21 protein-coding genes are annotated in these 19,323 nt (G+C 68.7%); 7 read left to right on the forward strand and 14 right to left on the reverse strand.

The annotated features are described in order from the left end of the window. Positions 1–147 precede the first annotated feature (147 nt). Positions 148–2,322 carry a malate synthase G gene (locus P8934_RS00420; protein WP_278032423.1) on the forward strand — a complete coding sequence of 725 codons (2,175 nt, stop codon included), beginning with the start codon at positions 148–150 and terminating at the stop codon, positions 2,320–2,322. Positions 2,323–2,511: 189 nt separating this feature from the next. Beyond that, on the forward strand, positions 2,512–2,925 hold the full coding sequence (locus P8934_RS00425; protein WP_040183775.1) for a PaaI family thioesterase: 414 nt from the start codon (positions 2,512–2,514) through the stop codon (positions 2,923–2,925). Here the strand turns inward: P8934_RS00425 and P8934_RS00430 are convergent. Beyond that, positions 2,901–3,305: a DUF423 domain-containing protein gene (locus tag P8934_RS00430; protein WP_278032424.1), complete on the reverse strand. Its 405-nt coding sequence runs from the start codon at positions 3,303–3,305 to the stop codon at positions 2,901–2,903. The genes P8934_RS00425 and P8934_RS00430 overlap by 25 nt on opposite strands. 111 nt (positions 3,306–3,416) lie before the next feature. Between P8934_RS00430 and trmB the strand changes: the two genes are divergently transcribed. After that, entirely contained in the window at positions 3,417–4,157 is a 741-nt protein-coding gene (gene trmB / locus P8934_RS00435) for a tRNA (guanosine(46)-N7)-methyltransferase TrmB (RefSeq protein ID WP_278032425.1), read from the forward strand. 286 nt (positions 4,158–4,443) lie between these two features. Here the strand turns inward: trmB and P8934_RS00440 are convergent, their stop codons facing one another. Then, the gene (locus tag P8934_RS00440; RefSeq protein WP_278032426.1) at positions 4,444–5,358 is read right to left on the reverse strand and encodes an AEC family transporter; all 915 of its coding nucleotides are present in this window, start codon (positions 5,356–5,358) and stop codon (positions 4,444–4,446) included. A 110-nt stretch (positions 5,359–5,468) separates the two neighbouring features. Here P8934_RS00440 and P8934_RS00445 point away from each other — a divergent pair, with 110 nt between their 5' ends. Both P8934_RS00445 and P8934_RS00450 read left to right on the forward strand, forming a co-directional pair. Further along, positions 5,469–5,978, forward strand: coding sequence for a hypothetical protein (locus tag P8934_RS00445; RefSeq protein WP_278032427.1), 510 nt, complete (start codon positions 5,469–5,471; stop codon positions 5,976–5,978). 2 nt (positions 5,979–5,980) lie between these two features. Next, on the forward strand, positions 5,981–6,577 hold the full coding sequence (locus P8934_RS00450) for an SCO family protein (protein ID WP_278032428.1): 597 nt from the start codon (positions 5,981–5,983) through the stop codon (positions 6,575–6,577). Between the two features lie 13 nt (positions 6,578–6,590). On the opposite strand, the gene P8934_RS00455 is transcribed toward P8934_RS00450, so the two are convergent. From P8934_RS00455 to P8934_RS00485, 7 genes are all read right to left on the reverse strand, one after another. Next, positions 6,591–7,640, reverse strand: coding sequence for a prolyl oligopeptidase family serine peptidase (locus P8934_RS00455; RefSeq protein ID WP_278032429.1), 1,050 nt, complete (start codon positions 7,638–7,640; stop codon positions 6,591–6,593). A gap of 10 nt (positions 7,641–7,650) precedes the next feature. Continuing rightward, entirely contained in the window at positions 7,651–8,340 is a 690-nt protein-coding gene (locus tag P8934_RS00460) for an FKBP-type peptidyl-prolyl cis-trans isomerase (RefSeq protein WP_133636747.1), read from the reverse strand. A gap of 146 nt (positions 8,341–8,486) precedes the next feature. Continuing rightward, a complete protein-coding gene (locus P8934_RS00465) occupies positions 8,487–8,930 on the reverse strand; it encodes a universal stress protein (RefSeq protein WP_133636749.1) in 444 nt (147 codons plus the stop codon). Between the two features lie 17 nt (positions 8,931–8,947). After that, on the reverse strand, positions 8,948–10,231 hold the full coding sequence (locus P8934_RS00470; protein ID WP_278032430.1) for a TRAP transporter large permease: 1,284 nt from the start codon (positions 10,229–10,231) through the stop codon (positions 8,948–8,950). 30 nt (positions 10,232–10,261) lie between these two features. After that, entirely contained in the window at positions 10,262–10,840 is a 579-nt protein-coding gene (locus P8934_RS00475; RefSeq protein WP_278032431.1) for a TRAP transporter small permease, read from the reverse strand. A 226-nt stretch (positions 10,841–11,066) separates the two neighbouring features. Next, the gene (gene dctP / locus P8934_RS00480; RefSeq protein WP_278032432.1) at positions 11,067–12,089 is read right to left on the reverse strand and encodes a TRAP transporter substrate-binding protein DctP; all 1,023 of its coding nucleotides are present in this window, start codon (positions 12,087–12,089) and stop codon (positions 11,067–11,069) included. Positions 12,090–12,193: 104 nt separating this feature from the next. After that, positions 12,194–12,709 (reverse strand): TIGR02444 family protein, encoded by a 516-nt coding sequence (locus P8934_RS00485; protein ID WP_278032433.1) that lies wholly within the window; start codon positions 12,707–12,709, stop codon positions 12,194–12,196. A gap of 56 nt (positions 12,710–12,765) precedes the next feature. Between P8934_RS00485 and P8934_RS00490 the strand changes: the two genes are divergently transcribed. Beyond that, positions 12,766–14,709, forward strand: coding sequence for an ATP-binding cassette domain-containing protein (locus P8934_RS00490; RefSeq protein ID WP_278032434.1), 1,944 nt, complete (start codon positions 12,766–12,768; stop codon positions 14,707–14,709). Here the strand turns inward: P8934_RS00490 and dtd are convergent. From dtd to thiD, 4 genes are all read right to left on the reverse strand, one after another. Continuing rightward, positions 14,706–15,143, reverse strand: a complete 438-nt coding sequence (gene dtd, locus P8934_RS00495; RefSeq protein ID WP_278032435.1) for a D-aminoacyl-tRNA deacylase — start codon at positions 15,141–15,143, stop codon at positions 14,706–14,708. The genes P8934_RS00490 and dtd overlap by 4 nt on opposite strands. 56 nt (positions 15,144–15,199) lie before the next feature. Further along, a complete protein-coding gene (locus tag P8934_RS00500; protein ID WP_278032436.1) occupies positions 15,200–15,763 on the reverse strand; it encodes a chalcone isomerase family protein in 564 nt (187 codons plus the stop codon). Between the two features lie 80 nt (positions 15,764–15,843). Next, positions 15,844–16,689 carry a universal stress protein gene (locus tag P8934_RS00505; protein WP_278032437.1) on the reverse strand — a complete coding sequence of 282 codons (846 nt, stop codon included), beginning with the start codon at positions 16,687–16,689 and terminating at the stop codon, positions 15,844–15,846. An 83-nt stretch (positions 16,690–16,772) separates the two neighbouring features. Beyond that, positions 16,773–17,585 (reverse strand): bifunctional hydroxymethylpyrimidine kinase/phosphomethylpyrimidine kinase, encoded by an 813-nt coding sequence (gene thiD, locus P8934_RS00510; protein ID WP_278033976.1) that lies wholly within the window; start codon positions 17,583–17,585, stop codon positions 16,773–16,775. Positions 17,586–17,648: 63 nt separating this feature from the next. Between thiD and P8934_RS00515 the strand changes: the two genes are divergently transcribed. Next, a complete protein-coding gene (locus tag P8934_RS00515) occupies positions 17,649–18,080 on the forward strand; it encodes a YqaA family protein (protein WP_133636771.1) in 432 nt (143 codons plus the stop codon). Between the two features lie 82 nt (positions 18,081–18,162). On the opposite strand, the gene P8934_RS00520 is transcribed toward P8934_RS00515, so the two are convergent. Beyond that, positions 18,163–19,269, reverse strand: coding sequence for a TRAP transporter substrate-binding protein (locus P8934_RS00520; RefSeq protein WP_278032438.1), 1,107 nt, complete (start codon positions 19,267–19,269; stop codon positions 18,163–18,165). Positions 19,270–19,323 lie beyond the last annotated feature (54 nt).

A 19,323-nucleotide genomic window follows, 5' to 3' on the forward strand; every position in this document is an offset into this window, starting at 1 on the left:
TTTGGTCTAGCGACGGGCAGCAGACGCCCGCGACGGGTTTACATATGGAAGCATTTTCCACAAAATTGGCGCTACGCAGTCACCATTCCCTGTCCGGCCGGTCGGTGCCAGGGGGCACCGAGCAGCCAAGCATGAGGAGCACGACCCATGACCCAACGCATCACTCGCCATCGCCTTCAGGTGGCCGCCGAGCTGGACCGTTTCATCAACGAACAGGCCCTGCCGGGCACCGGTGTCGACCCCGAGGCTTTCTGGGCCGGCGTCGACGCCCTCTTTCATGATCTGACCCCGCAGAACCGCGAACTGCTCACCGAGCGCGACCGCCTGCAGGAGCAGCTCGATGCCTGGCATCGCGAGCACCCCGGCCCGATCCGCGACATGGCCGCCTACCGCGCCTTCCTCGAGGAGATCGGCTACCTGGTCGAGGCCCCGGCCAGCGTCAGCGTGACCACCGCCAACGTCGACCGCGAGATCGCCGTCCAGGCCGGCCCGCAGCTGGTGGTGCCGGTCAACAACCCGCGCTATGCGCTGAACGCCGGCAACGCCCGCTGGGGCAGCCTCTACGACGCCCTCTACGGCACTGACGCCATCTCCGAGGAGGGCGGGGCCGAGAAGGGCGAAAGCTTCAACCCCAAGCGCGGCGAGAAGGTCATCGGCTATGCCCGCGGCGTGCTCGATCGCGCCGCCCCGCTGGCCACCGGCTCCCACCACGATGCCGTCAAGTACGCGCTGCGTGACGGCCACCTGGTGGTCTCGCTGGACGGCGGTCGCGAGACCGGCCTCAAGGACCCGGGTAAGCTGGTGGGCTTCAACGGCCCGGCCGAGCGCCCGGAGTCCGTGCTGCTGGTCAACCATGGCCTGCACCTGGAGATCCAGATCGACCCGAGCCACCCGATCGGCAAGACCGACCCGGCCGGCGTCAAGGACGTGGTGGTCGAGGCGGCGCTGACCACCATCATGGACTGCGAGGACTCCGTGGCCGCGGTGGACGCCGAGGACAAGGTCGGGGTCTATGCCAGCTGGCTGGGCCTGATGAAGGGTGACCTGGAAGAGCAGGTCGAGAAGGGCGGCAAGACCATCACCCGCCGCCTCAATGCCGACCGCACCTGGCAGAACACCGACGGCGGCAGCGTGACCCTGCCGGGCCGCTCGCTGATGTTCGTGCGCAACGTGGGCCACCTGATGACCACCCCGGCGGTGCTGGATGCCGATGGCAACGAGCTGCCCGAGGGCATCCTCGACGGCATCGTCACCGGCCTGGTCGCCCTGCACGACCTCAAGAAGGGCGATAACGAGCCGCGCAACTCGCGCACCGGTTCCATGTACATCGTCAAGCCGAAGATGCACGGCCCCAAGGAGGTCGCCTTCTCCAATGCGCTGTTCGGGCGCATCGAGGACATCCTCGGCATGGCCCGCGATACCCTGAAGATGGGCATCATGGACGAGGAGCGTCGCACCTCGGTCAACCTCAAGGCCTGCATCGCGGAAGCCAGCTCGCGGGTGGTGTTCATCAACACCGGCTTCCTCGACCGCACCGGCGACGAGATGCACACCGCCATGGAGGCGGGCCCGATGATCCGCAAGGGCGACATGAAGGGCTCCGCCTGGATCCAGGCCTACGAGAAGAACAACGTCCAGGTCGGCCTGGCCTGCGGCCTGCGCGGCCGCGCCCAGATCGGCAAGGGCATGTGGGCCATGCCGGACCTGATGGCCGCCATGCTCGAGCAGAAGATCGGCCATCCCAAGGCCGGCGCCAACACCGCCTGGGTGCCGTCGCCCACCGCCGCCACCCTGCACGCCCTGCACTACCACCAGGTGGACGTGGCAGCCCTGCAGCGCGAGATGGAAGGCCAGGGCGATGTGGACTTCCTGAATGACCTGCTCACCGTGCCGGTGGCCGAGTCGCCGCAGTGGAGCGACGAGGAGCTCCAGCAGGAGCTGGACAACAACTGCCAGGGCATCCTCGGCTACGTGGTGCGCTGGGTCGAGCACGGCGTGGGCTGCTCCAAGGTGCCTGACATCCATGACGTGGGGCTGATGGAGGACCGCGCCACCCTGCGGATCTCCAGCCAGCACATCGCCAACTGGCTGCACCATGGCGTGGTCGATGCCGCCCGGGTCCGGGAGACCCTGGAGCGCATGGCCAAGGTGGTCGACCAGCAGAACGCCGGCGATCCGGAGTACACGCCGATGAGTGCCGACTTCGCCGCCTCGACCGCCTTCCAGGCCGCCAGCGACCTGATCTTCAAGGGCCGCGAGCAGCCCGCCGGCTACACCGAGCCGCTGCTGCACCACTGGAGAGCCGTGCACAAGGCCAAGTAAGGCCATCGCCGGAGGGGGCACCGAGCTGAGCCGGGCCCCAGACAGCACGCCCCCGCGGTATCGCCGCGGGGGCGTTTCCATGAGGGGGCCGTCGTTGAAGCGCTCGACGTTCGGTGACTGTCGGCCAGGGGCCGGCTCGGCTATCGTGGGGCCTGCCTCGCCATCACCATCACCGCAAGGAGCCTGCCGATGACCGTCATGACCGCCGCCGCCATCGAGGACTTTCTCGACGAGATCTTCCCCCAGCGGACGGGGACCATCGAGGGCGTCGACGAGATGCGCGCGACCATGAGCCTGGCCATCGAGGACGAGCACCTGCGGCCCGGGGCCAGCGTCTCGGGCCCCACCCTGATGGGGCTGGCCGACGTCTGCCTCTATGTGGCGATACTCGCCCAGATCGGCCCCGAGCCCATGGCCGTGACCAGCGACCTGCATTGCCGCTTCCTGCGTCGGCCCCGGGGCGATCGCGATATCATCGCCAACGCGCGGATCCTCAAGCTGGGGCGCCGCCTGGCGGTGGGCGAGGTACAGCTCTTCTCCGACGGCGACGAGCGGCCGGTGGCCCTGGTCACCGCCACCTATGCGCTGCCGGACGGCGACTGACCCGGAGGCCGGGCGCGCAGCACCGCCACCGCCAGGGCCAGCCAGCCGCCGATCAACAGCACCCCGCCGATGGGCGTGATCATTCCCAGGCTGGTCGCGCCGGTGAGCGCCATGGCGTAGAGCGAGCCCGAGAAGAGCGCCATGCCGGCCGCCCAGAGCCCCATGGCCAGCCGCTGGCCGGCGAGCGATGTTCCGGCGCGCCAGGCCAGCACCGCCAGCAGCGCCAGGGTATGCCACGCCTGGTAGCGCACCCCGGTCTCGAAGGCCGCCGCCAGCCGCGGGGCCAGCTGCCCCTCCAGCGCATGGGCGCCGAAGGCGCCGGCCATCACCACCAGGGCGCCGGAGAGCGCCGCGACCAGCCACCATCCCCTGTCCTGCATATCGATCTCCTTCTGTCTGCGGGAATCGGTCGCCACCGTACCCCGGGCGGGTCTTAGCCGCTACAATACGCGCCCCCGGTTGATTCACGCCAAGAAGAGTTGCCCTGCGCCATGACCGACCCGCGACACGACGACAAGACCACTGGCCCCGAGGGCCCGGACGCTCCGCTGCACCGCCGCGGCATCAAGAGCTATGTGCTGCGTGCCGGCCGCATGACCCAGGCCCAGACCCGGGGGCTCGAGGCGGTCTGGCCGCGACTGGGGCTCTCCCTCGCCGATGGCCGCCAGGACCTCGACGCCCTGTTCGGGCGAGAGGCGCCCCGGGTGCTGGAGGTGGGCTTCGGCATGGGGGCCTCCCTGGTCGAGCAGGCCGAGCGTCATCCGGATACCGACTTCATCGGCATCGAGGTGCATGCGCCCGGCGTTGGCAAGCTGCTCGACGAGGCCGACAAGCGCGGCCTGACCAACCTGCGCGTCTACCGCGAGGACGCCCTGGCGGTGCTCGAGCAGTGCCTGCCCGAGGCGAGCCTCGACACCCTGCAGCTGTTCTTCCCCGATCCCTGGCCGAAGAAGAAGCACCACAAGCGGCGTATCGTGCAGCCGGCCTTCGTCGAACTGGTGCGCACCCGCCTCAAGCCCGGTGGCACCCTGCACATGGCCACCGACTGGGAGGCCTATGCCGAGTGGATGGCCGAGGTGATGGACGCCGCCCCGGGCTTTGCCAACACCGCCGGCCCCGAGACGGCCCCCTATGTGCCGCGCCCCGAGTTTCGCCCGTTGACCAAGTTCGAGGCGCGCGGCGAGAAGCTGGGGCACGGCGTCTGGGACCTGATCTTCAGGCGGGTCGACTGACACCCGCCAGGGCCGGTTCCTGTTCGCGCCCCCGGCATCTCACAGGTGCCGGGGGCGCCGTCGTACGGGAGCAGGTCGTTGTCCGGGTAATGCGATGAGCCAAAAGAAAGCCGCCCCGGGCGGGGCGGCAAAGGGACCGTGACTAGCAATGAGAGGGAGAAACCAGGGCAGGAAACTGGCGGGTTCCTGCCCGGCGTGGCGCCTCATCAACGCCACGATTCAAGCGTAACCATTCCTGTTTGCGCTGTCAATGCAAATGCGAACGCTTTTCGTTATCGGCGTGTCCTCAACCGGCGAGACGCAGCCAGAGCGGCAGGGTCACCATGGCCAGCAGCGTCTGGCCGGTGATCAGGGCCGCCATCAGCTCGGCGTCGCCGCCCAGCTGGCGAGCCAGGATATAGGCCGAGGTGGCGGTGGGCAGGGCGGCGAAGAGCAGTGCCACGTCGCGGGTCACCGGGTCCAGGCCCAGCAGCAGGGCCAGGGCGAGTACCAGGGCCGGCATCAGGCCCAGCTTGACCAGGTTGGCGGCCCAGACCCCGCGGTCCAGCCTCAGCAGGGCGGCGGGACGCAGCGCCACGCCCACCGCCACCAGACCCAGCGGCAGGGCGGCACGCCCCAGCAGCTCCAGGCCGGGCTGGCTCCAGCCGGGCAGCCCGATGCCGCTGAGGTTGAGGACGATGCCGGCCACGCAGGCCAGGATCAGCGGGTTGCGGGTCAGGGCGGCGAGGCTCTTGCCCAGGCTCGCCGAGCCCAGGGTGCCGGCCGCGATGAAGCTTGCCACGCAGAGCACGTTGACGACGGGCACCATCAGCGCCACCGCGACCGCGGCCGCCGTGGCCCCGGCGCCGCCGTGCAGGGCGGCGGCCCCGGCTACGCCGACATAGGTGTTGAAGCGCAGCGAGCCCTGGAAGGCCGAGGTGAAGGCGGGCGCATCGAGTCGCAGCCGGTCCCGAAGCCCCCACAGCAGCAGGCCGAACAGGCCCATGGCGCCGAGCAGGGCAAGGGCCAGCCGGGCCACCGGCACCTGGGCGACGTCCGCGGTGGCCAGGGTCGAGACCAGCATGGCGGGAAACAGCAGGAAGTAGATCAGCCGTTCCATGCGGGGCCAGAAGTCGCCGCCCGGCTGACGCCACCAGCCGAGCCCGGCGCCCAGCAGGATCAGCAGGAACAGCGGTCCCAGTGCATTGCCCACGCCTTCCATGACACCTCCCTCACCATGTTCCCCCTGCGACATCCTTGCGCACTTCGCCGCAGGCAAATGCTGATAAGCTTACCTCCATCCTGCCACCGATGGAGGCCCCGTTCTCCGCCATGCCACAGCGCATCCTGTCGTCGACCGGCGCGGCCCGCCCCCCGCTGCTGCGCCTGCTGATCATCCTCACCCTGCTGACCCTCGCCGTGGCGCTCTGGTACCTGACCCGCTACAGCCTGCGCGACGAGGCCGGCGTGCAGTGGTCTCCGCCGGTGGAGGCCCCCTGCGACCTGCATGCGGCCCCCTGCACGGCGCGCCTGGGGCAGGGCATCACGCTGCGCCTGGCGGTCGAGTCCGAGGGTCCCATCCGGGCCCTGGAGCGTCTGCCGCTGGAGGTGCGCCTGGCGGGTGTTGCCGCCGAGTCCGCCCGCGTCGACTTCGTCGGCCGCGACATGGACATGGGGCTGCACCGTTTTCCCCTCGAGGCCGTGGGTGGCGGCGTCTTCCGCGGGGAAGGGCAGGTGGCGATCTGCACCGAGGCGGTCATGCCCTGGCGCGCGAAGGTGGTGGTGGACACCCCGCAGGGGCGTCTGGGAAGCTGGTTCGATTTCGACGTGGCGAGGCGGTGACCATGAAGCGGCGAAGCATCTGGCTGGGACTGGGCGCGGTACTGGTGGTGGTGGCGGTCGGCCTCGGCCTCTACCAGCAGCAGCTGAGGGGGCAGGCGAGCGGCGAACCCCAGGGGGGACCCATCGAGCTGCCGTCGACCGAGGGCGAGTTCTCGTTGAGCCAGCTCGACGATGACCAGTTGGCGGTGGTCTTCTTCGGCTACACCTGGTGCCCGGATGTCTGCCCGATGAGCCTCGCCGTGGTGCGTCAGGTCATGGGGCGCCTCGACCCCGAGCAGCGGCGGCGGGTGGTCCCGCTGATGGTCTCGGTGGACCCGGAGCGCGACACCCTGGCACGGCTGGAGGAGTACCTGGCCTTCTTCGGAGAGGAGTTCATCGGCGCCACCGGCAGCCAGGAGGCCCTCGAGGAACTGGCCGGGCGCTACGGCGTGATCTGGCGCAAGGTGGAGACACCGGACTCGGCCATGGCCTACACCATCGACCACAGCGCCTCGCTGTTCCTGGTCGACCGCGACGGCGAGATTCGCCGCCGTGTGCTGCACTCTCCCACCTCCGGGCCGCTGCAGGCTGCCCTGGAAAAGGCGCTGGCCGAGGGGTGAGGCCCCGGCCGGCTCAGTTTGCGTCGGGTGCCTGCTGCAGGCGCTCGATCATGGCCATCAGCGCGCCTGTCTGGGACCCCTGGCGGCTGTCATGCAGGGGGTCGAGCTGCCAGGTGCTCTCGGAAAAGCCCCACCAGTCCCAGCAGCCCTGGGGATTGGGCAGACTGGTTTCCGCCTGGGGGTAGAGCACCAGCCGTCGATTGGCCGCGGCCCACTCGTTGAGGCCACTGTGTCGCACGAAGGCCTCATCGATCTGCTCGACATCCATGGCACAGCCATGCAGCGCCACGGTCAGCTCACAGCCGCCCTTCTCGCAGTCCGCCGGAATGAACAGGTAGCCGGTGTCACCCAGTCCGCGAGCGTCGAAATCCGACTGGTCGAAGCGCACCAGCTCACCTCGGGGCTCGCCCGGCTCGGGGGACACCAGGTCGCCGTGCACCCACTCCAGCATCTCCCCGGCGATATCCAAGTCGCAGGCCAGCAGGTGGGTGCCGCCCCCGCCGCGGCAGTCCGCCAGGGCATCCACGGGCGTACCCGGGCCCGCTGCCACCGGCCAGCCGTGGCCGGCCTCCTCGCTCTCCATGAACCTCAGCTGGTCATCGGGAGACGCCAGCCAGTCGCGAAACTGCTCTGCCAGGGCACGGCCCAGTGCCGGGACCACGGTCTCGTCACTGGCGCCATGCCAGACGAAGACCCGCAGCTCGGCCAGGGCCGCGGGGTCGCCGACCAGTTCGCGCCGTCGGTATCCCTGGTAGCGGTCCTCAAGCTCCGCCGGTTCCGGCATGCCCCGCCGGGTCGTCATGCACTGGCCCAGGGCCAGGCCCAGGGAGCCCCGGGCGCAGGCCCAGGGGCCGGCGGCCGCGACCCCCAGCCCGGCGAACCGCTCGGGCCAGGCCACCGCCAGCTGGGTGGCCATGTAGCCTCCCGAGGAGACGCCGAGCACGCTGACCTCGTCCCGATCAGCCCCCAGGCTTGGCAGCTCTGCCGGCGGCTCCTGGGCGGCCAGCGGAGCGGCCAGCCCCAGGCAGAGGCCGGCGACGGCCAGGCGGCGGAGGGCGTTCATCGGGGCCGGATCATTCACCGGCCACGTCGAGCAGCTCGACCTTGAAGATCAGCGTCTCGTGAGGGCCGATCGGACCCTGTCCCTGGGCGCCGTAGGCGAGGTCGGAGGGAATCACCACCTCCCAGGTGTCGCCCACGCTCATCAGCTGGAGGGCTTCCTGCCAGCCCTCGATCACCTGGCCGACCTGGAAGCTCACCGGCTCGCCACGCTCGTAGGAGCTGTCGAAGACGGTGCCGTCGATCAGGGTGCCCTCGTAGTGAACCTCGACGGTGTCATCGGCGCCGGGGGTCGCGCCGTCACCGGACTCCAGCTCGCGATACTGCAGGCCGGAGTCGGTGACCGTCACCCCGTCCTGTTCGGCGTTCTCTTCCAGGTAGGCCTCGCCCTCGGCGCGGTTGGCCGCGGACCGTTGTTCGGCCTCGGCCTCGCGGGCGGCCATGGCCTCCTGCTGGAATGTCGTCAGGGCCTCGGCCATCTCCTCGTCGCTCATCTCCAGCTCGCCGCCGTCGAATACGTCACGGATGGCCTGGGTGAAGGCATCGATGTCCAGGTCCTCGACGTCCTGCTGGATGCTCTGACCCAGGGTCACGCCGAGGCTGTAGCCCAGCTTCTCGTCGTCGGTCTCAGGGGCCGCAGCCAGTGCCAGGGGGGCGGCGGCCAGCAGGGCCGCCAGGGAAGCGGAGGTCAGCAGTGTCTTCATGAAGGAACCTTGTACGTTGGCGCGCAGGCGCCTCGGGTGGGTGTCACGAAATGCATGGAATGCATGGGACTCTAACAGGGCCGGGCCGGTTCCGCACCCGCATGGCATGCGGGGGAAACCGGCCCGGCGAGGGGCGTTCACGAGGCTCAGACGATCAGGGTCGGACAGTGAGCGGAGCCGGCCACCCGCTGGGCAACGCTGCCCAGCAGCAGGCTCTTGTCGCCGTTGGTGCCCTGGGAGCCGATCACGATCAGGTCGCACTCGCGCTTGCGGGCGAAGCGCACGATGGTGCGCGACGGCCGGCCCCCCTTGACGAAGGCGCGTACCCGCTCGGCCGGCACCCCGAGCTCCACGGCATGGGACTTGGCGTGGACCGCGATCTCGGTGGCGTACTCCTTGAGGGCGTCATCGGGCAGGTCGAGACGGTCGGGCCGCACCATGGAGAGCGAGGCCTCGAGCAGGCTGTGGTGCTTGAAGACGCACAGGATGTAGAGCTCGGCCCCGGTCAGCAGCTGCAGGCCGGCGCCTTTCTCGAGCGCCTTGAGGGCGCCCTTGGAGCCATCCACCGGGACCAGTATCCGATTGAACATGGTCGTTACTCCTTGGGTCAACGGAACGCCAGGTCACGCAGGAACAGGGCGATCTGCGGGAACATGATCAGCAGGGCCGCGGCCAGGATCAGCATGAAGACGAAGGGCGGCGTGCCCTTGATCACGTCCCAGTAGGGGCGCTTGAAGATGGCGATGGCGGTGAAGATGTCACACCCGAAGGGTGGCGTCGCCGAGCCGATGGCCACCTGCAGGGTGATCAGGATGCCCACCAGCACCGGGTCGAGCCCGGTGGACGCCACGGCAGGGGCGAAGATCGGCGTCAGCACCAGGATTACCACGATGGGGTCGACGAACATGCAGGCCACGAAGAAGGCGATGCAGATGGCGATCAGCACGCCGGTGGGGCCGGCCTCGTTGATGCCCACGGCCTCCAGGATGGCCTGGGGGATCTGGGCGAAGGAGATGATCCAGGAGAAGCCGTTGCCGGCCGCCACCAGGATGAACACCACGGCGGTGATCAGACCGGTGGACTTGGCGATGGCGTAGATGTCCGCCAGCTTCAGCGAGCGGAAGACCATGAATTCCAGGAAGATGGCGTAGAGCACGCAGGCCGCCGCCGCCTCGGTAGGGCTGAACACCCCCCCATAGATGCCGCCGACGATGATCACCGGGAAGCCCAGCGGCCACAGTGCCTGGCGTACCGCGATCAAGCGTTCACGCCAGTTCGCCCTGGCCTCGGTGGGCACGTCGCGTATCACGGCATAGGCGATGCAGTAGACGGAGAACATCAGCAGGATCATCAGGCCCGGCCCGATGCCGGCGATGAACAGCTCGGCGATGGAGGTCTCGGAGATGACCCCGTAGATGATCATGCCGATGCTGGGCGGGATCAGGAAGGCGATGTCGCTGGCGTTGATGATCAGCGCCAGGGTGAAGGAGTCCGAGTAGCCGGCCTTGAGCATCTTGGGGCGCAGCGGGGAGCCGACGGCCACCACCGTGGCCTGGGTGGAGCCCGAGACGGCCCCGAACAGGGTGCAGGAGGCGGCGGTGGAGACCGCCAGGCCCCCCTTCATGTGGCCGATGAAGGACATCACCATGGCAATCAGGCGGTCCGCCGACTGGCCTCGCGTCATGATGTCGGCGGCGAGGATGAACATCGGCACCGCGATCAGCGAGGCAGGCCGGATGCCGGCGAACATCTGCTGGATCAGGGTGTCCATCTGCCCCAGCCCGTTGAACATCATGAAAAAACCGATCACCGCGGCAGTCAGCAGCGGGATCATCATGGGAAAGCCCAGCAGCAGCAGGGCGATCATGGTGGTAACCATTATTGTCGTCATCGTGCGTTCCCCCGGGCGTTCTGCCCTGCGTCAGACTTCCGTTTCCGTGTCCTTGTAGCCGTCGAGCACGCCGGTCGACAGGTAGACGTCTTTCGACGTCAGGTTCTTGATCGCGGTGAGCAGGTACTGGATGCCGGTGATCAGGAAACCCAGCGGTGCCCAGACATAGATCCACCAGATCTCGAAGCCCAGGGCCGGCAGGACTCGTCCGCTGGCCTGCTGCTCCAGGATGTAGATGACCGCGTAGTAGCAGAGGAAGAACATCACCAGCGAGGTGAACAGTGAGATGATGATCATCAGCGCCCGGCGCCCTCCCACCGGCAGGGCGTCATAGATCGCCGACATGCGGATATGGCGACCGTGGCGGGCGGCATAGCCGATGCCGGCGAAGGTGATCATGATGATCAGGATGCGGTTGATCTCGCCGGAGAAGAAGATGCTATTGCCGAACACGAAGCGGGCGATGACGTTGGCGATGGTGTTGAAGGCCATCAGCAGCACGCCCATGGCCAGCAATACCGCTTCCAGCTTGCTTAACAGGGTGTCGATGACCCCCAGCGGACCGGGCAGGCCCGAGCGATAGTGCTTTTCGGACTCTTCGTCGCTCATGTCCGTACTCCCCTTCGGCTGCGATGCGGGAAAAATCAGGATTCCCTTATGGTAAGCATACCCATGGATGCCTGGCCCCGTGGCCGCCGACATCAACGCTGGGTGCACGCTGCCATGACCGGAAGCCCGATGCCCGGAAATCCCGTGTCCGGAAACCTCGTGTCCAGAAACAACGGGGGGGTGGCCCGGGCAGGCCACCCCCCTTCAAGGTCGAAGCCGGCGGGGGTTACTCCGCGTCTTCGGTGACGGCCTCAAGGTCGGCCTTGAACTGGTTCAGCAGTTCCTCGCCGGTCTCGCCGGTCATCTCGAGGAACTCCTCCTCGACCTGGGGTGCGCGCTCCTTGAAGGCCTGGATCTGTTCGTCGTTCAGGCGCGTCACGGTGCACTCGTCGCAGGCTTCCTGGATCTTGTCGAGGGATTCGCCGGCCAGCCCCTGGATGTGCTCGATGGTGTGATCGTAGGCCGCATTCGACGCCTCACGCACCAGCTCCTTGTCCTCGTCGGAGAGGCCCTCGAAGAAGTCCTGGTTGGCCATCATGGCGGTGGTGAACCAGCCATGGCTGGTGAAGGTCAGGTGCGGGGAGACCTCGTAGAGGCCGCCGGACTCGATCCAGAAGATCGGGTTCTCCTGGCCGTCGATGATGCCGGTCTGCAGGCCACCATAGACCTCGCCCCAGGGCAGCGGCGTGGGGGTCGCGCCGAAGGCGTTGTAGGTCTCCGCCAGCAGCGGGTTGGTCATGGTGCGGATCTTCTTGTTGTTGAAGTCCTCCGGCGAGGTGATCGGCTCGTCGGCGGTGACCACCATCTCGCCTTCCGGATACATCTTGAGCAGCTCGAGCCCGTGCTGCGCATAGATCTCCGGGAACATCTCGTTGATGGCCTTGCTCTCGTCGAAGAACTCGAGCACATGTTCCATGTCGGTGGGCAGCAGGTAGGGGATGAAGAAGATCTGCGCCGACGGGATCAGGGAGCCGGTGAAGCCGGGAGACTGGTTGACGAACTGCAGGATGCCGCTGCGGGTCTGCTCCATGATGTCGTCGGACTCGCCGAGCTCACCGAAGCGGTAGACCTGGACGCTGTGGTCGGAGTTTTCCTCGACGTAGCGCTTGAACTCCTGGGCGAAGACGTCCTGGACGTCACCTTCGTACTCCTCGTGGGCATAGCGCCAGTTGTCGGCGAACGCAGCGGTGGACATGCCGAACATCAGCGCGCCGATACCGGCACCGGTCAACAGCTTGTGTGACTTCATTCTTGTGGTCCCTCTGCAGGTTTGTCCCGTGATGGAGGATGCGGCCATCAGCAGGTTCAGGTGAACGTGACATTCACTCGGCTGATTTCAGGCTAGCGTGGCCGTCATGGGGGGTCAAGCTGGCTTTCCAGGGTTCGAAGGGCGCTAAGATGAGGTTTTTTCTGCACTTGCAGGCGCGTGGCGAGGTGTTCTGCCAGGCAGGGAGCTGGGCTCGGCAGGACAGTGAGCCGGTCGCTCTCCAGTGCCAGCCGCTCCAGGCACGACAGTGTCTCGCGCTCCGCCTGGAGCTCGGCCTGCTGGAGCGTCCGGCGCAGCGCGGCCACGGACTCGCTCTCCTGGGCCTCCGGCTTCAGGTCCCGGCGCAGCCGGCGAAGGGGGACCGTGACACGGCGCTGCCAGCGGTGGGCCGGCTCGAGGCTCGCATCGCACGCCAGGCCGTGATGATGCAGCCAGCAGTACCAGAGCAGCTCGCAGACATCGATGCCGGCCTCGTCCTGGAGCATCAGGCAGGCCGCCTCGACGCCCTCGCGCCCGTAGAGGGTGAGGGCGAACTCCCACAGCGGGGCATCGCGCAGCCGAGCCCGCAGAGCGGACGGCAATTGGGTAGAATCGCGAGTCATGACACGGCTGTCGTCCCGATGGGCGGCAGCCTCACGGACTGCCGAGTGGAGCCTGCATGATCGCACTGCGCCAAGTTTCCCTGCAACGCGGCACCCAGACCCTGCTCGAGGGGGCCGACCTGACCCTGCACGCCGGCCACAAGGCGGGCATCGTCGGGCCCAACGGGGCGGGCAAGTCGAGCCTGTTCAAGCTGCTGCTCGGCGAGCTCTCCCCGGACAGGGGGGAGGTGGAGATGAGCGGTGGGCAGCGTATCGCCCACATGGACCAGGAGGTGGAAGCGCTGGAGCGCTCCATCGTCGACTACGTACTGGACGGCGACCGCGAACTGCGCCAGACCGAGGCGGCCCTCGAGGCCGCCCGCGACCGGGGCGACGCCCATCGCGAGGCGGAGCTGCATGGCGCCATCGAGGCGCTGGACGGCTACAGCGCCCCGGCCCGGGCGGCACAGCTGCTGGTGGGGCTGGGCTTCGTCCAGGCCGACCTGGACCGGCCCCTGGCCGCGTTCTCCGGTGGCTGGCGGATGCGCGTCAACCTGGCGCGCACGCTGTTCAAGCCCTCCGACCTGCTGCTGCTGGACGAGCCCACCAACCACCTGGACCTGGATGCCCTGCTGTGGCTCGAGCAGTGGCTCACCCGCTACCCCGGCACCCTGCTGCTGATCTCCCACGACCGTGACTTCCTCGACGCGGTGTGCGACCACATCGTGCACTTCGATCGCCGCAGCCTGGTGCTCTATCGCGGCAACTACTCCACCTTCGAGCGGACCCGCGCCGAGAAGCTGGCCCTGCAGCAGGCCGAGGCCGCCAAGCAGCAGGCACGCCGCGAGGAGATCGAGCGCTTCGTGGCGCGTTTCCGCTACAAGGCGACCAAGGCCCGCGCCGCCCAGAGCCGACTCAAGACCCTCGAGCGCATGGGAGACATCGCCGTGGCCCATGCCGACTCGCCCTTCCACTTCACGATTCCCGCCGCCGACAAGGTCTCGCATCCGCTGCTGGTGCTCGACGAGGCACGCCTGGGCTACCGCGACGATGCCGGCCGGGAGACGGTGCAGCTCGACGGCGTCAAGCTGACCCTGCTGCCCGGCCAGCGCATCGGCCTGCTGGGCCCCAACGGGGCCGGCAAGTCGACGCTGATCAAGTCGCTGACCGGCGACCTGCCGCTGCTGTCCGGCCGGCGGGTGGCCGGCGAGCACCTGGCGATCGGCTACTTCGCCCAGCACCAGCTGGAGGGGCTGGACCTGGCCGCCACCCCCTTCATGCACGTCCAGCGCCTCTCGCCCACGGCCGCCGACCTGGACATCCGCAAGTTCCTGGGCGGCTTCGGTTTCCACGGCGATGATGTCTTCGCCGAGGTGGGGCGCTTCTCCGGCGGCGAGAAGGCGCGCCTGGCCCTGGCGCTGGTCGCCTGGCAGAAGCCCAACCTGTTGCTGCTCGACGAGCCCACCAACCACCTGGACCTGGAGATGCGCGAGGCGCTCACCGAGGCGCTGGCGAGCTTCGAGGGCACGGTAATCATCGTCTCCCACGACCGCCACCTGCTGCGCGCCACCGTGGACGAGTTCTGGCGGGTGGCCGACCATCGCGTCGAGCCGTTCGACGGCGACCTGGAGGACTACCGGGCCTGGCTCAAGGCGCGCCTGGAGGGCGAGCGCCGCGAGGCCCGGGCCGACAAGGCCGACCGCCAGGCCGAGGCTGACGTGCCCAGGGAGGATCGCAAGTCCGCCCGTCGTGCCGCCGCCGAATTGCGCGAGAAGCTGCGGCCGCTGAAGAAGCAGCGCGACCGCGCCGAGCAGGCCATGGAGAGGGTCCAGGCGGAACTCGCCGCGGTGGAGGAGACACTGGGCGACGCCGAGCTCTACACCGACCCCTCGCGCAAGACGGAGCTCACCGAACGCCTCGGTCGCCAGGGCGAGCTCAAGTCGCACCTGGAGGAGCTGGAGCAGGCCTGGCTGGAGGCCGAGGAAGCGCTGGAGGCCATGGAGGCCGAGCTCAGCGGCTAGCTCTCCAGCAGGAAGGTCACTGGCCCGTCGTTGACCAGCGAGACCTGCATGTCGGCGGCGAACTCGCCGCTGGCGACTCTCGGCCAGGCGTCATGGGCGCGCTCCAGCAGGTAGTGGAAGAGGCGGTCCCCCTCGGCGGGCGGCGCGGCGCTGGAGAAGCTGGGCCTCAGCCCCTTGCGGGTGTCGGCGGCCAGGGTGAACTGGGAGACCAGCAGCAGGCCGCCCTCGGCCTGCTGCAGGTTGCGGTTCATCCTGCCCGCCGCGTCGGGAAAGACCCGATAGTGCAGCAGCTTGTGCAGCAGCCGGTCGGCCGCCGCCTCGTCATCGCCCTTCTCGACGCCCACCAGGGCCAGCAGGCCCGTGCCGATGGCGCCCACCTCGCGAGTGTCTACCTCCACGCTTGCGCGCTTCACGCGCTGGATCAGGGCCTTCATCGGGCGGGGTCTCCTTGGCTGTCGTCACGGACCGCCAAGCCTAGCATGGTGCCACCTCAGCGCCCCAGCAGGTCGTCGCGGAACGCCTCGCCCAAGGGCTCCTCCCCCAGCCAGATGCCGAACAGGGCGTTGGCCAGCGCCGGGTCGTCGCCCTCGAAGAGGGTCTCGCCGTTGAGGGCCAGGGTCAGCCGGTCGCCGTCCCAGCCCAGTGCGTAGCGGTCGCCGGGCGTGACGTCACGGTAACGCTCGCTGAAGGCCTCCAGCGGCGACGCCAGCTCGGCATAGCGGGCCTCGTCGAGGGCCTTGCGCACGCTCTTCAGCGTCGCCTCGGCGAACTCCTCGGCCTCGATGGCGTGGAAGTACTCGAGCTCGAGGCGGCGTGGCACGTCGGACTGCGGGGCCGGGCGCGGGAAGCCCTGGGCCTGGTAGTAGGCCCCGGCATAGGCGTCCCAGATCATATAGCGGAAGAGGCCGTGGCCGATCCGTTCGTAGCGGCGCTCCTCGGTCTCCAGGGCGGCCGGGAAGCGAGCGCCCTTGATCTCCACCGTCTCGGCCGTTGCCGTGGTGGCAAGGGCCAGGGTCGCCAGCAGGAGCGCGCTTCGGGTGCAGGGCAGGGACATGGTGAACCTCTCATGACGGGGGATTATCCTGTACGGACAATATCCATTCGTAAAGGTTCTGTATAGCTATCGAGCGTTCCCTACCAGGCGCGGCAGAGCATGATGTCGCAGTGGGGCTCGGAGAGCAGTCGCTCGGTGATCTGGCTGTGGCGGCCCAGCTGGCCGCGGCTGCCCAGGGCGAGCAGGTCCGGCGGCTGGCGGCGCAGGCGGGTCATTAGGACCTCGAGGGGCTCACCCTGCTCCAGTACCAGCTCGAGCTCCGGGACGTCGTCGAGCTCGCTCATCAACTGCTCGGTCTCGCGTTCGAGCTGGGTACGCAGGCGCTCCACCTCGCGGTCGCGCCAGCGGGCGTAGTCGCTGTCGGAGCCCAGTTCCCGCTCGCCGGGGATGTCCCAGGCATGGAGCAGGGTCAGCCGGGCGCCGGGGAAGCGCTTGAGGGTCTCGCGCAGGGTGTGGCGCGAGGTCAGCGAGAAGTCCACCGGCACCAGGATATCCTGCCACTCCTGGGTGGCCAGGTGGCTGACCGAGAGCACCGGGCAGGGGGCGCTGCGCAGCACCCGGGCGAGGGTGGTGCCGGCGACCAGGTCGGGCTGGCCGCGCTTGCGATGGGCACCGAGGATGATCATGTCCGCCTCGCGCTCATGGGCCTCGCGGATGATCTCGGCATAGGGGGCGCCGGCCATGGTCTGGATCAGGCACTGGGGCTCGGGCAGGGCATAGTCCTCGCGGATGTCGACGAGGGTGGCGCGGATGTCCTCCACCACGGCCTCTTCCAGGTCATGCAGGACCCGCCGCGGCAGGTAGGGGTCGAGCACATGGATGACATCGAGCCGGGCACCGCTCTCCACCGCCAGGCGTATGGCGCGGGCGAAGGCGGCGCGGTTCTCGGCGGAGAGGTCGCTGGCGAACAGCAGGGTCTGGCTCATGATGGCTCCCTCCCGGGAAGGTTGATCCCCACGGCACAGCCTTCAGCATGGGCGGCAGGGGGGGAGCGCGCAAGCCTGGCGGGCTACCACGCAGCGTGGAAGTGGTGCACCGGCCCGTGGCCCTGGCCCACGTTAAGCCGGTGGCTCTCCTCGAGCGCCCGCGACAGCCACGCCTTGGCGGCGGCCACCGCCTCGCGAGGCGCGTCGCCGAGGGCCAGGCGGGCGGTGATCGCCGAGGAGAGGGTACAGCCGGTGCCATGCAGGTTGCCGGTGGCGATGCGTGTCCCTTCCAGCCAGTGCAGGGCGTCGCCCTCGATCAGCAGGTCGGGGCAGCCCTCGCCTCGCAGATGGCCGCCCTTGAGCAGCACGGCGCCGGCGCCCAGGGCGCGCAGGCCGGGGGCCAGCGCCTCCATGCCGGCGCGGTCCTGCGGTACCGGGCAGTCCAGCAGCACGGCGGCCTCCGGCAGGTTGGGGGTGATCAGGTCGGCCAGGGGCACCAGGCACTCGCGCACCGCCGCGATGCCGGCATCGTCGACCAGGATGTCGCCGCTCTTGGCCACCATCACCGGGTCGAGGACGATCCAGCCCGGCCGCCGGAGGGCCAGTGCCTCGCGGATCACCTCGGCCACCTCGCGGCTGGCCACCATCCCGATCTTCACGGCGTCGATGGCGATGTCATCGAGCAGCGTCTCGAGCTGGGCGGCGATGAACGCCGCCGGCACCGGGTGAACCCCGGTGACGCCGCGGGTGTTCTGCGCGGTCAGGGCGGTGATCACGCTGGTAGCATAGGTGCCCAGGGCCGAGAGGGTCTTGAGGTCGGCCTGGATGCCGGCACCGCCACTAGGGTCGGAGCCGGCAATGGTCAAGGTGTTGGGTAGGGAGCGGGAGGCGGCCATCGGCGTCACGTCATTGCGATCGAAGGGGAGCATCAGCCTACTGCAGGGAGAGGGGGCGGTGCCATGCTGACCCTGTTCCTGGTGGCGCTGGCCAGCGCCACCCTGCTCCCCGGTGGCTCCGAGGTGTGGCTGGCCCGGCTATGGTGCAGCGGCGAGCCGGCCCTGCTGCTGTGGGCAGTGGCCAGCGCCGGCAATACCCTGGGCAGCCTGGTCAATGTCGGGCTGGGGCGCTACGCGCGGCACTTCCAGGACCGCCGCTGGTTCCCGGTGTCCCGGCAGGGGCTGGCGCGGGCCGAGCGCTGGTACCTGCGCTTCGGGGAGTGGAGCCTGCTGGCCTCCTGGGCGCCGGTGGTCGGCGACCCGCTCACCGTGCTGGCCGGCGTCCTGCGCCTGCCGTGGTGGCGCGCCATCCTGCTGATCACCCTGGCCAAGGCGGCGCGCTATGCCCTGGTGCTGTGGCTCGCCGAGGCCTGGCTGGCGCCGCTGTGCCGCTGATCGCCAGGTCCTCGATATCCGCGCCCGCACAACGCAACGGGGCCGCCCGAAGGCGGCCCCTTGTGCCGGTCAGGCAACGGCCTCAGTTGCCGGTGCTCTCGTCCGGGTTGCGGGCGTTGTAGTAGGCCTGCTCGGAGATGGTGTGGTAGTTGACCACCTTGTCCTGGAAGGCTCGGTAGGAGTCGTGGATCTTCTGGGCCATCTCGCTGTCCTCGGCGAGCTCGGCGACCACGTCGGCGGAGTGCTCCTTGGCCTGGGCGAGGACGTCGTCCGGCAGGCGGCGCAGCTCCACCCCGTGCTCGTTGACCAGGGTCTCCAGGGCGTCGTTGTTGCGGGCGGTGTACTCGTCCAGCACATCGGCATTGATGTCGCGCACCGCGGTGCGCAGGATCGCCTGCAGGTCGGCGGGCAGCGAGGCATAGGCCTCCTCGTTGATGATCGCCTCGAACATCACGGTCGGCTCGTGCCAGCCCGGGTAGTAGTAGTAGTCGGCTGCCTGGTGCAGGCCGAATGCCAGGTCGTTATAGGGGCCGATCCACTCGGTGGCGTCGATGGCGCCGGACTGCAGCGAGGTGAAGATCTCGCCGCCGGGCATGTTGACGATGGCCACGCCCATGCGCTCCATGACCTCGCCGCCCAGGCCCGGCATGCGCATCTTCAGGCCGTCCAGGTCGTCGACGGAGTTGATCTCCTTGTTGTACCAGCCGCCCATCTGCACGCCGGAGGCGCCGGCGACCAGCACATCGACGCCGAAGTCGTCATAGAGCTCGTTCCACAGCTCGAGGCCGCCGCCGTAGTGCAGCCAGGCGTTCATCTCCTGGGCATTCATGCCGAAGGGCACGGCGGCGAAGAACTGGGCGGCCGGGGCCTTGCCCTTCCAGTAGTAGGAGGCGGAATGGCCGAGCTCCGCGGTGCCCTCGGAGACGGCATCGAACACTTCGAAGCCCGGCACCAGCTGGCCGGCGCCGAAGACCTCGATGGTCAGGCGGCCGTCGGACATCTCCTCGACGATTTCTGCCAGACGCTCTGGCCCCTGGCCGACCCCCGGGAAGTTCTTCGGCCAGGAGGTGACCATCTTCCATTCGAAGGTTTCCTGGGCCTGGGCGGTGTTGTCGACGCTGGAGACCAGCATCAGGCCGGAGACGGCACCGCTCATGGCCACGGCGACGGCGAGTGATCTGAGTTTCATGTGCTTTCCCTCTGGGTATTGTGGATATTGTCGTGGAAAGCCCTCGCGAGGGCT

Source organism: Halomonas sp. CKK8, assembly GCF_029625235.1.
GTDB classification, from domain to species: domain Bacteria; phylum Pseudomonadota; class Gammaproteobacteria; order Pseudomonadales; family Halomonadaceae; genus Halomonas; species Halomonas ventosae.

Bases quoted from the DNA above. Each gene is read 5' to 3' on its own strand.
- P8934_RS00420 (WP_278032423.1), top strand. From the start codon at position 148: ATGACCCAACGCATCACTCGCCATCGCCTTCAGGTGGCCGCCGAGCTG.
- P8934_RS00425 (WP_040183775.1), top strand. From the start codon at position 2,512: ATGACCGTCATGACCGCCGCCGCCATCGAGGACTTTCTCGACGAGATC.
- P8934_RS00430 (WP_278032424.1), bottom strand. From the start codon at position 3,305: ATGCAGGACAGGGGATGGTGGCTGGTCGCGGCGCTCTCCGGCGCCCTG.
- trmB (WP_278032425.1), top strand. From the start codon at position 3,417: ATGACCGACCCGCGACACGACGACAAGACCACTGGCCCCGAGGGCCCG.
- P8934_RS00440 (WP_278032426.1), bottom strand. From the start codon at position 5,358: ATGGAAGGCGTGGGCAATGCACTGGGACCGCTGTTCCTGCTGATCCTG.
- P8934_RS00445 (WP_278032427.1), top strand. From the start codon at position 5,469: ATGCCACAGCGCATCCTGTCGTCGACCGGCGCGGCCCGCCCCCCGCTG.
- P8934_RS00450 (WP_278032428.1), top strand. From the start codon at position 5,981: ATGAAGCGGCGAAGCATCTGGCTGGGACTGGGCGCGGTACTGGTGGTG.
- P8934_RS00455 (WP_278032429.1), bottom strand. From the start codon at position 7,640: ATGAACGCCCTCCGCCGCCTGGCCGTCGCCGGCCTCTGCCTGGGGCTG.
- P8934_RS00460 (WP_133636747.1), bottom strand. From the start codon at position 8,340: ATGAAGACACTGCTGACCTCCGCTTCCCTGGCGGCCCTGCTGGCCGCC.
- P8934_RS00465 (WP_133636749.1), bottom strand. From the start codon at position 8,930: ATGTTCAATCGGATACTGGTCCCGGTGGATGGCTCCAAGGGCGCCCTC.
- P8934_RS00470 (WP_278032430.1), bottom strand. From the start codon at position 10,231: ATGACGACAATAATGGTTACCACCATGATCGCCCTGCTGCTGCTGGGC.
- P8934_RS00475 (WP_278032431.1), bottom strand. From the start codon at position 10,840: ATGAGCGACGAAGAGTCCGAAAAGCACTATCGCTCGGGCCTGCCCGGT.
- dctP (WP_278032432.1), bottom strand. From the start codon at position 12,089: ATGAAGTCACACAAGCTGTTGACCGGTGCCGGTATCGGCGCGCTGATG.
- P8934_RS00485 (WP_278032433.1), bottom strand. From the start codon at position 12,709: ATGACTCGCGATTCTACCCAATTGCCGTCCGCTCTGCGGGCTCGGCTG.
- P8934_RS00490 (WP_278032434.1), top strand. From the start codon at position 12,766: ATGATCGCACTGCGCCAAGTTTCCCTGCAACGCGGCACCCAGACCCTG.
- dtd (WP_278032435.1), bottom strand. From the start codon at position 15,143: ATGAAGGCCCTGATCCAGCGCGTGAAGCGCGCAAGCGTGGAGGTAGAC.
- P8934_RS00500 (WP_278032436.1), bottom strand. From the start codon at position 15,763: ATGTCCCTGCCCTGCACCCGAAGCGCGCTCCTGCTGGCGACCCTGGCC.
- P8934_RS00505 (WP_278032437.1), bottom strand. From the start codon at position 16,689: ATGAGCCAGACCCTGCTGTTCGCCAGCGACCTCTCCGCCGAGAACCGC.
- thiD (WP_278033976.1), bottom strand. From the start codon at position 17,585: ATGGCCGCCTCCCGCTCCCTACCCAACACCTTGACCATTGCCGGCTCC.
- P8934_RS00515 (WP_133636771.1), top strand. From the start codon at position 17,649: ATGCTGACCCTGTTCCTGGTGGCGCTGGCCAGCGCCACCCTGCTCCCC.
- P8934_RS00520 (WP_278032438.1), bottom strand. From the start codon at position 19,269: ATGAAACTCAGATCACTCGCCGTCGCCGTGGCCATGAGCGGTGCCGTC.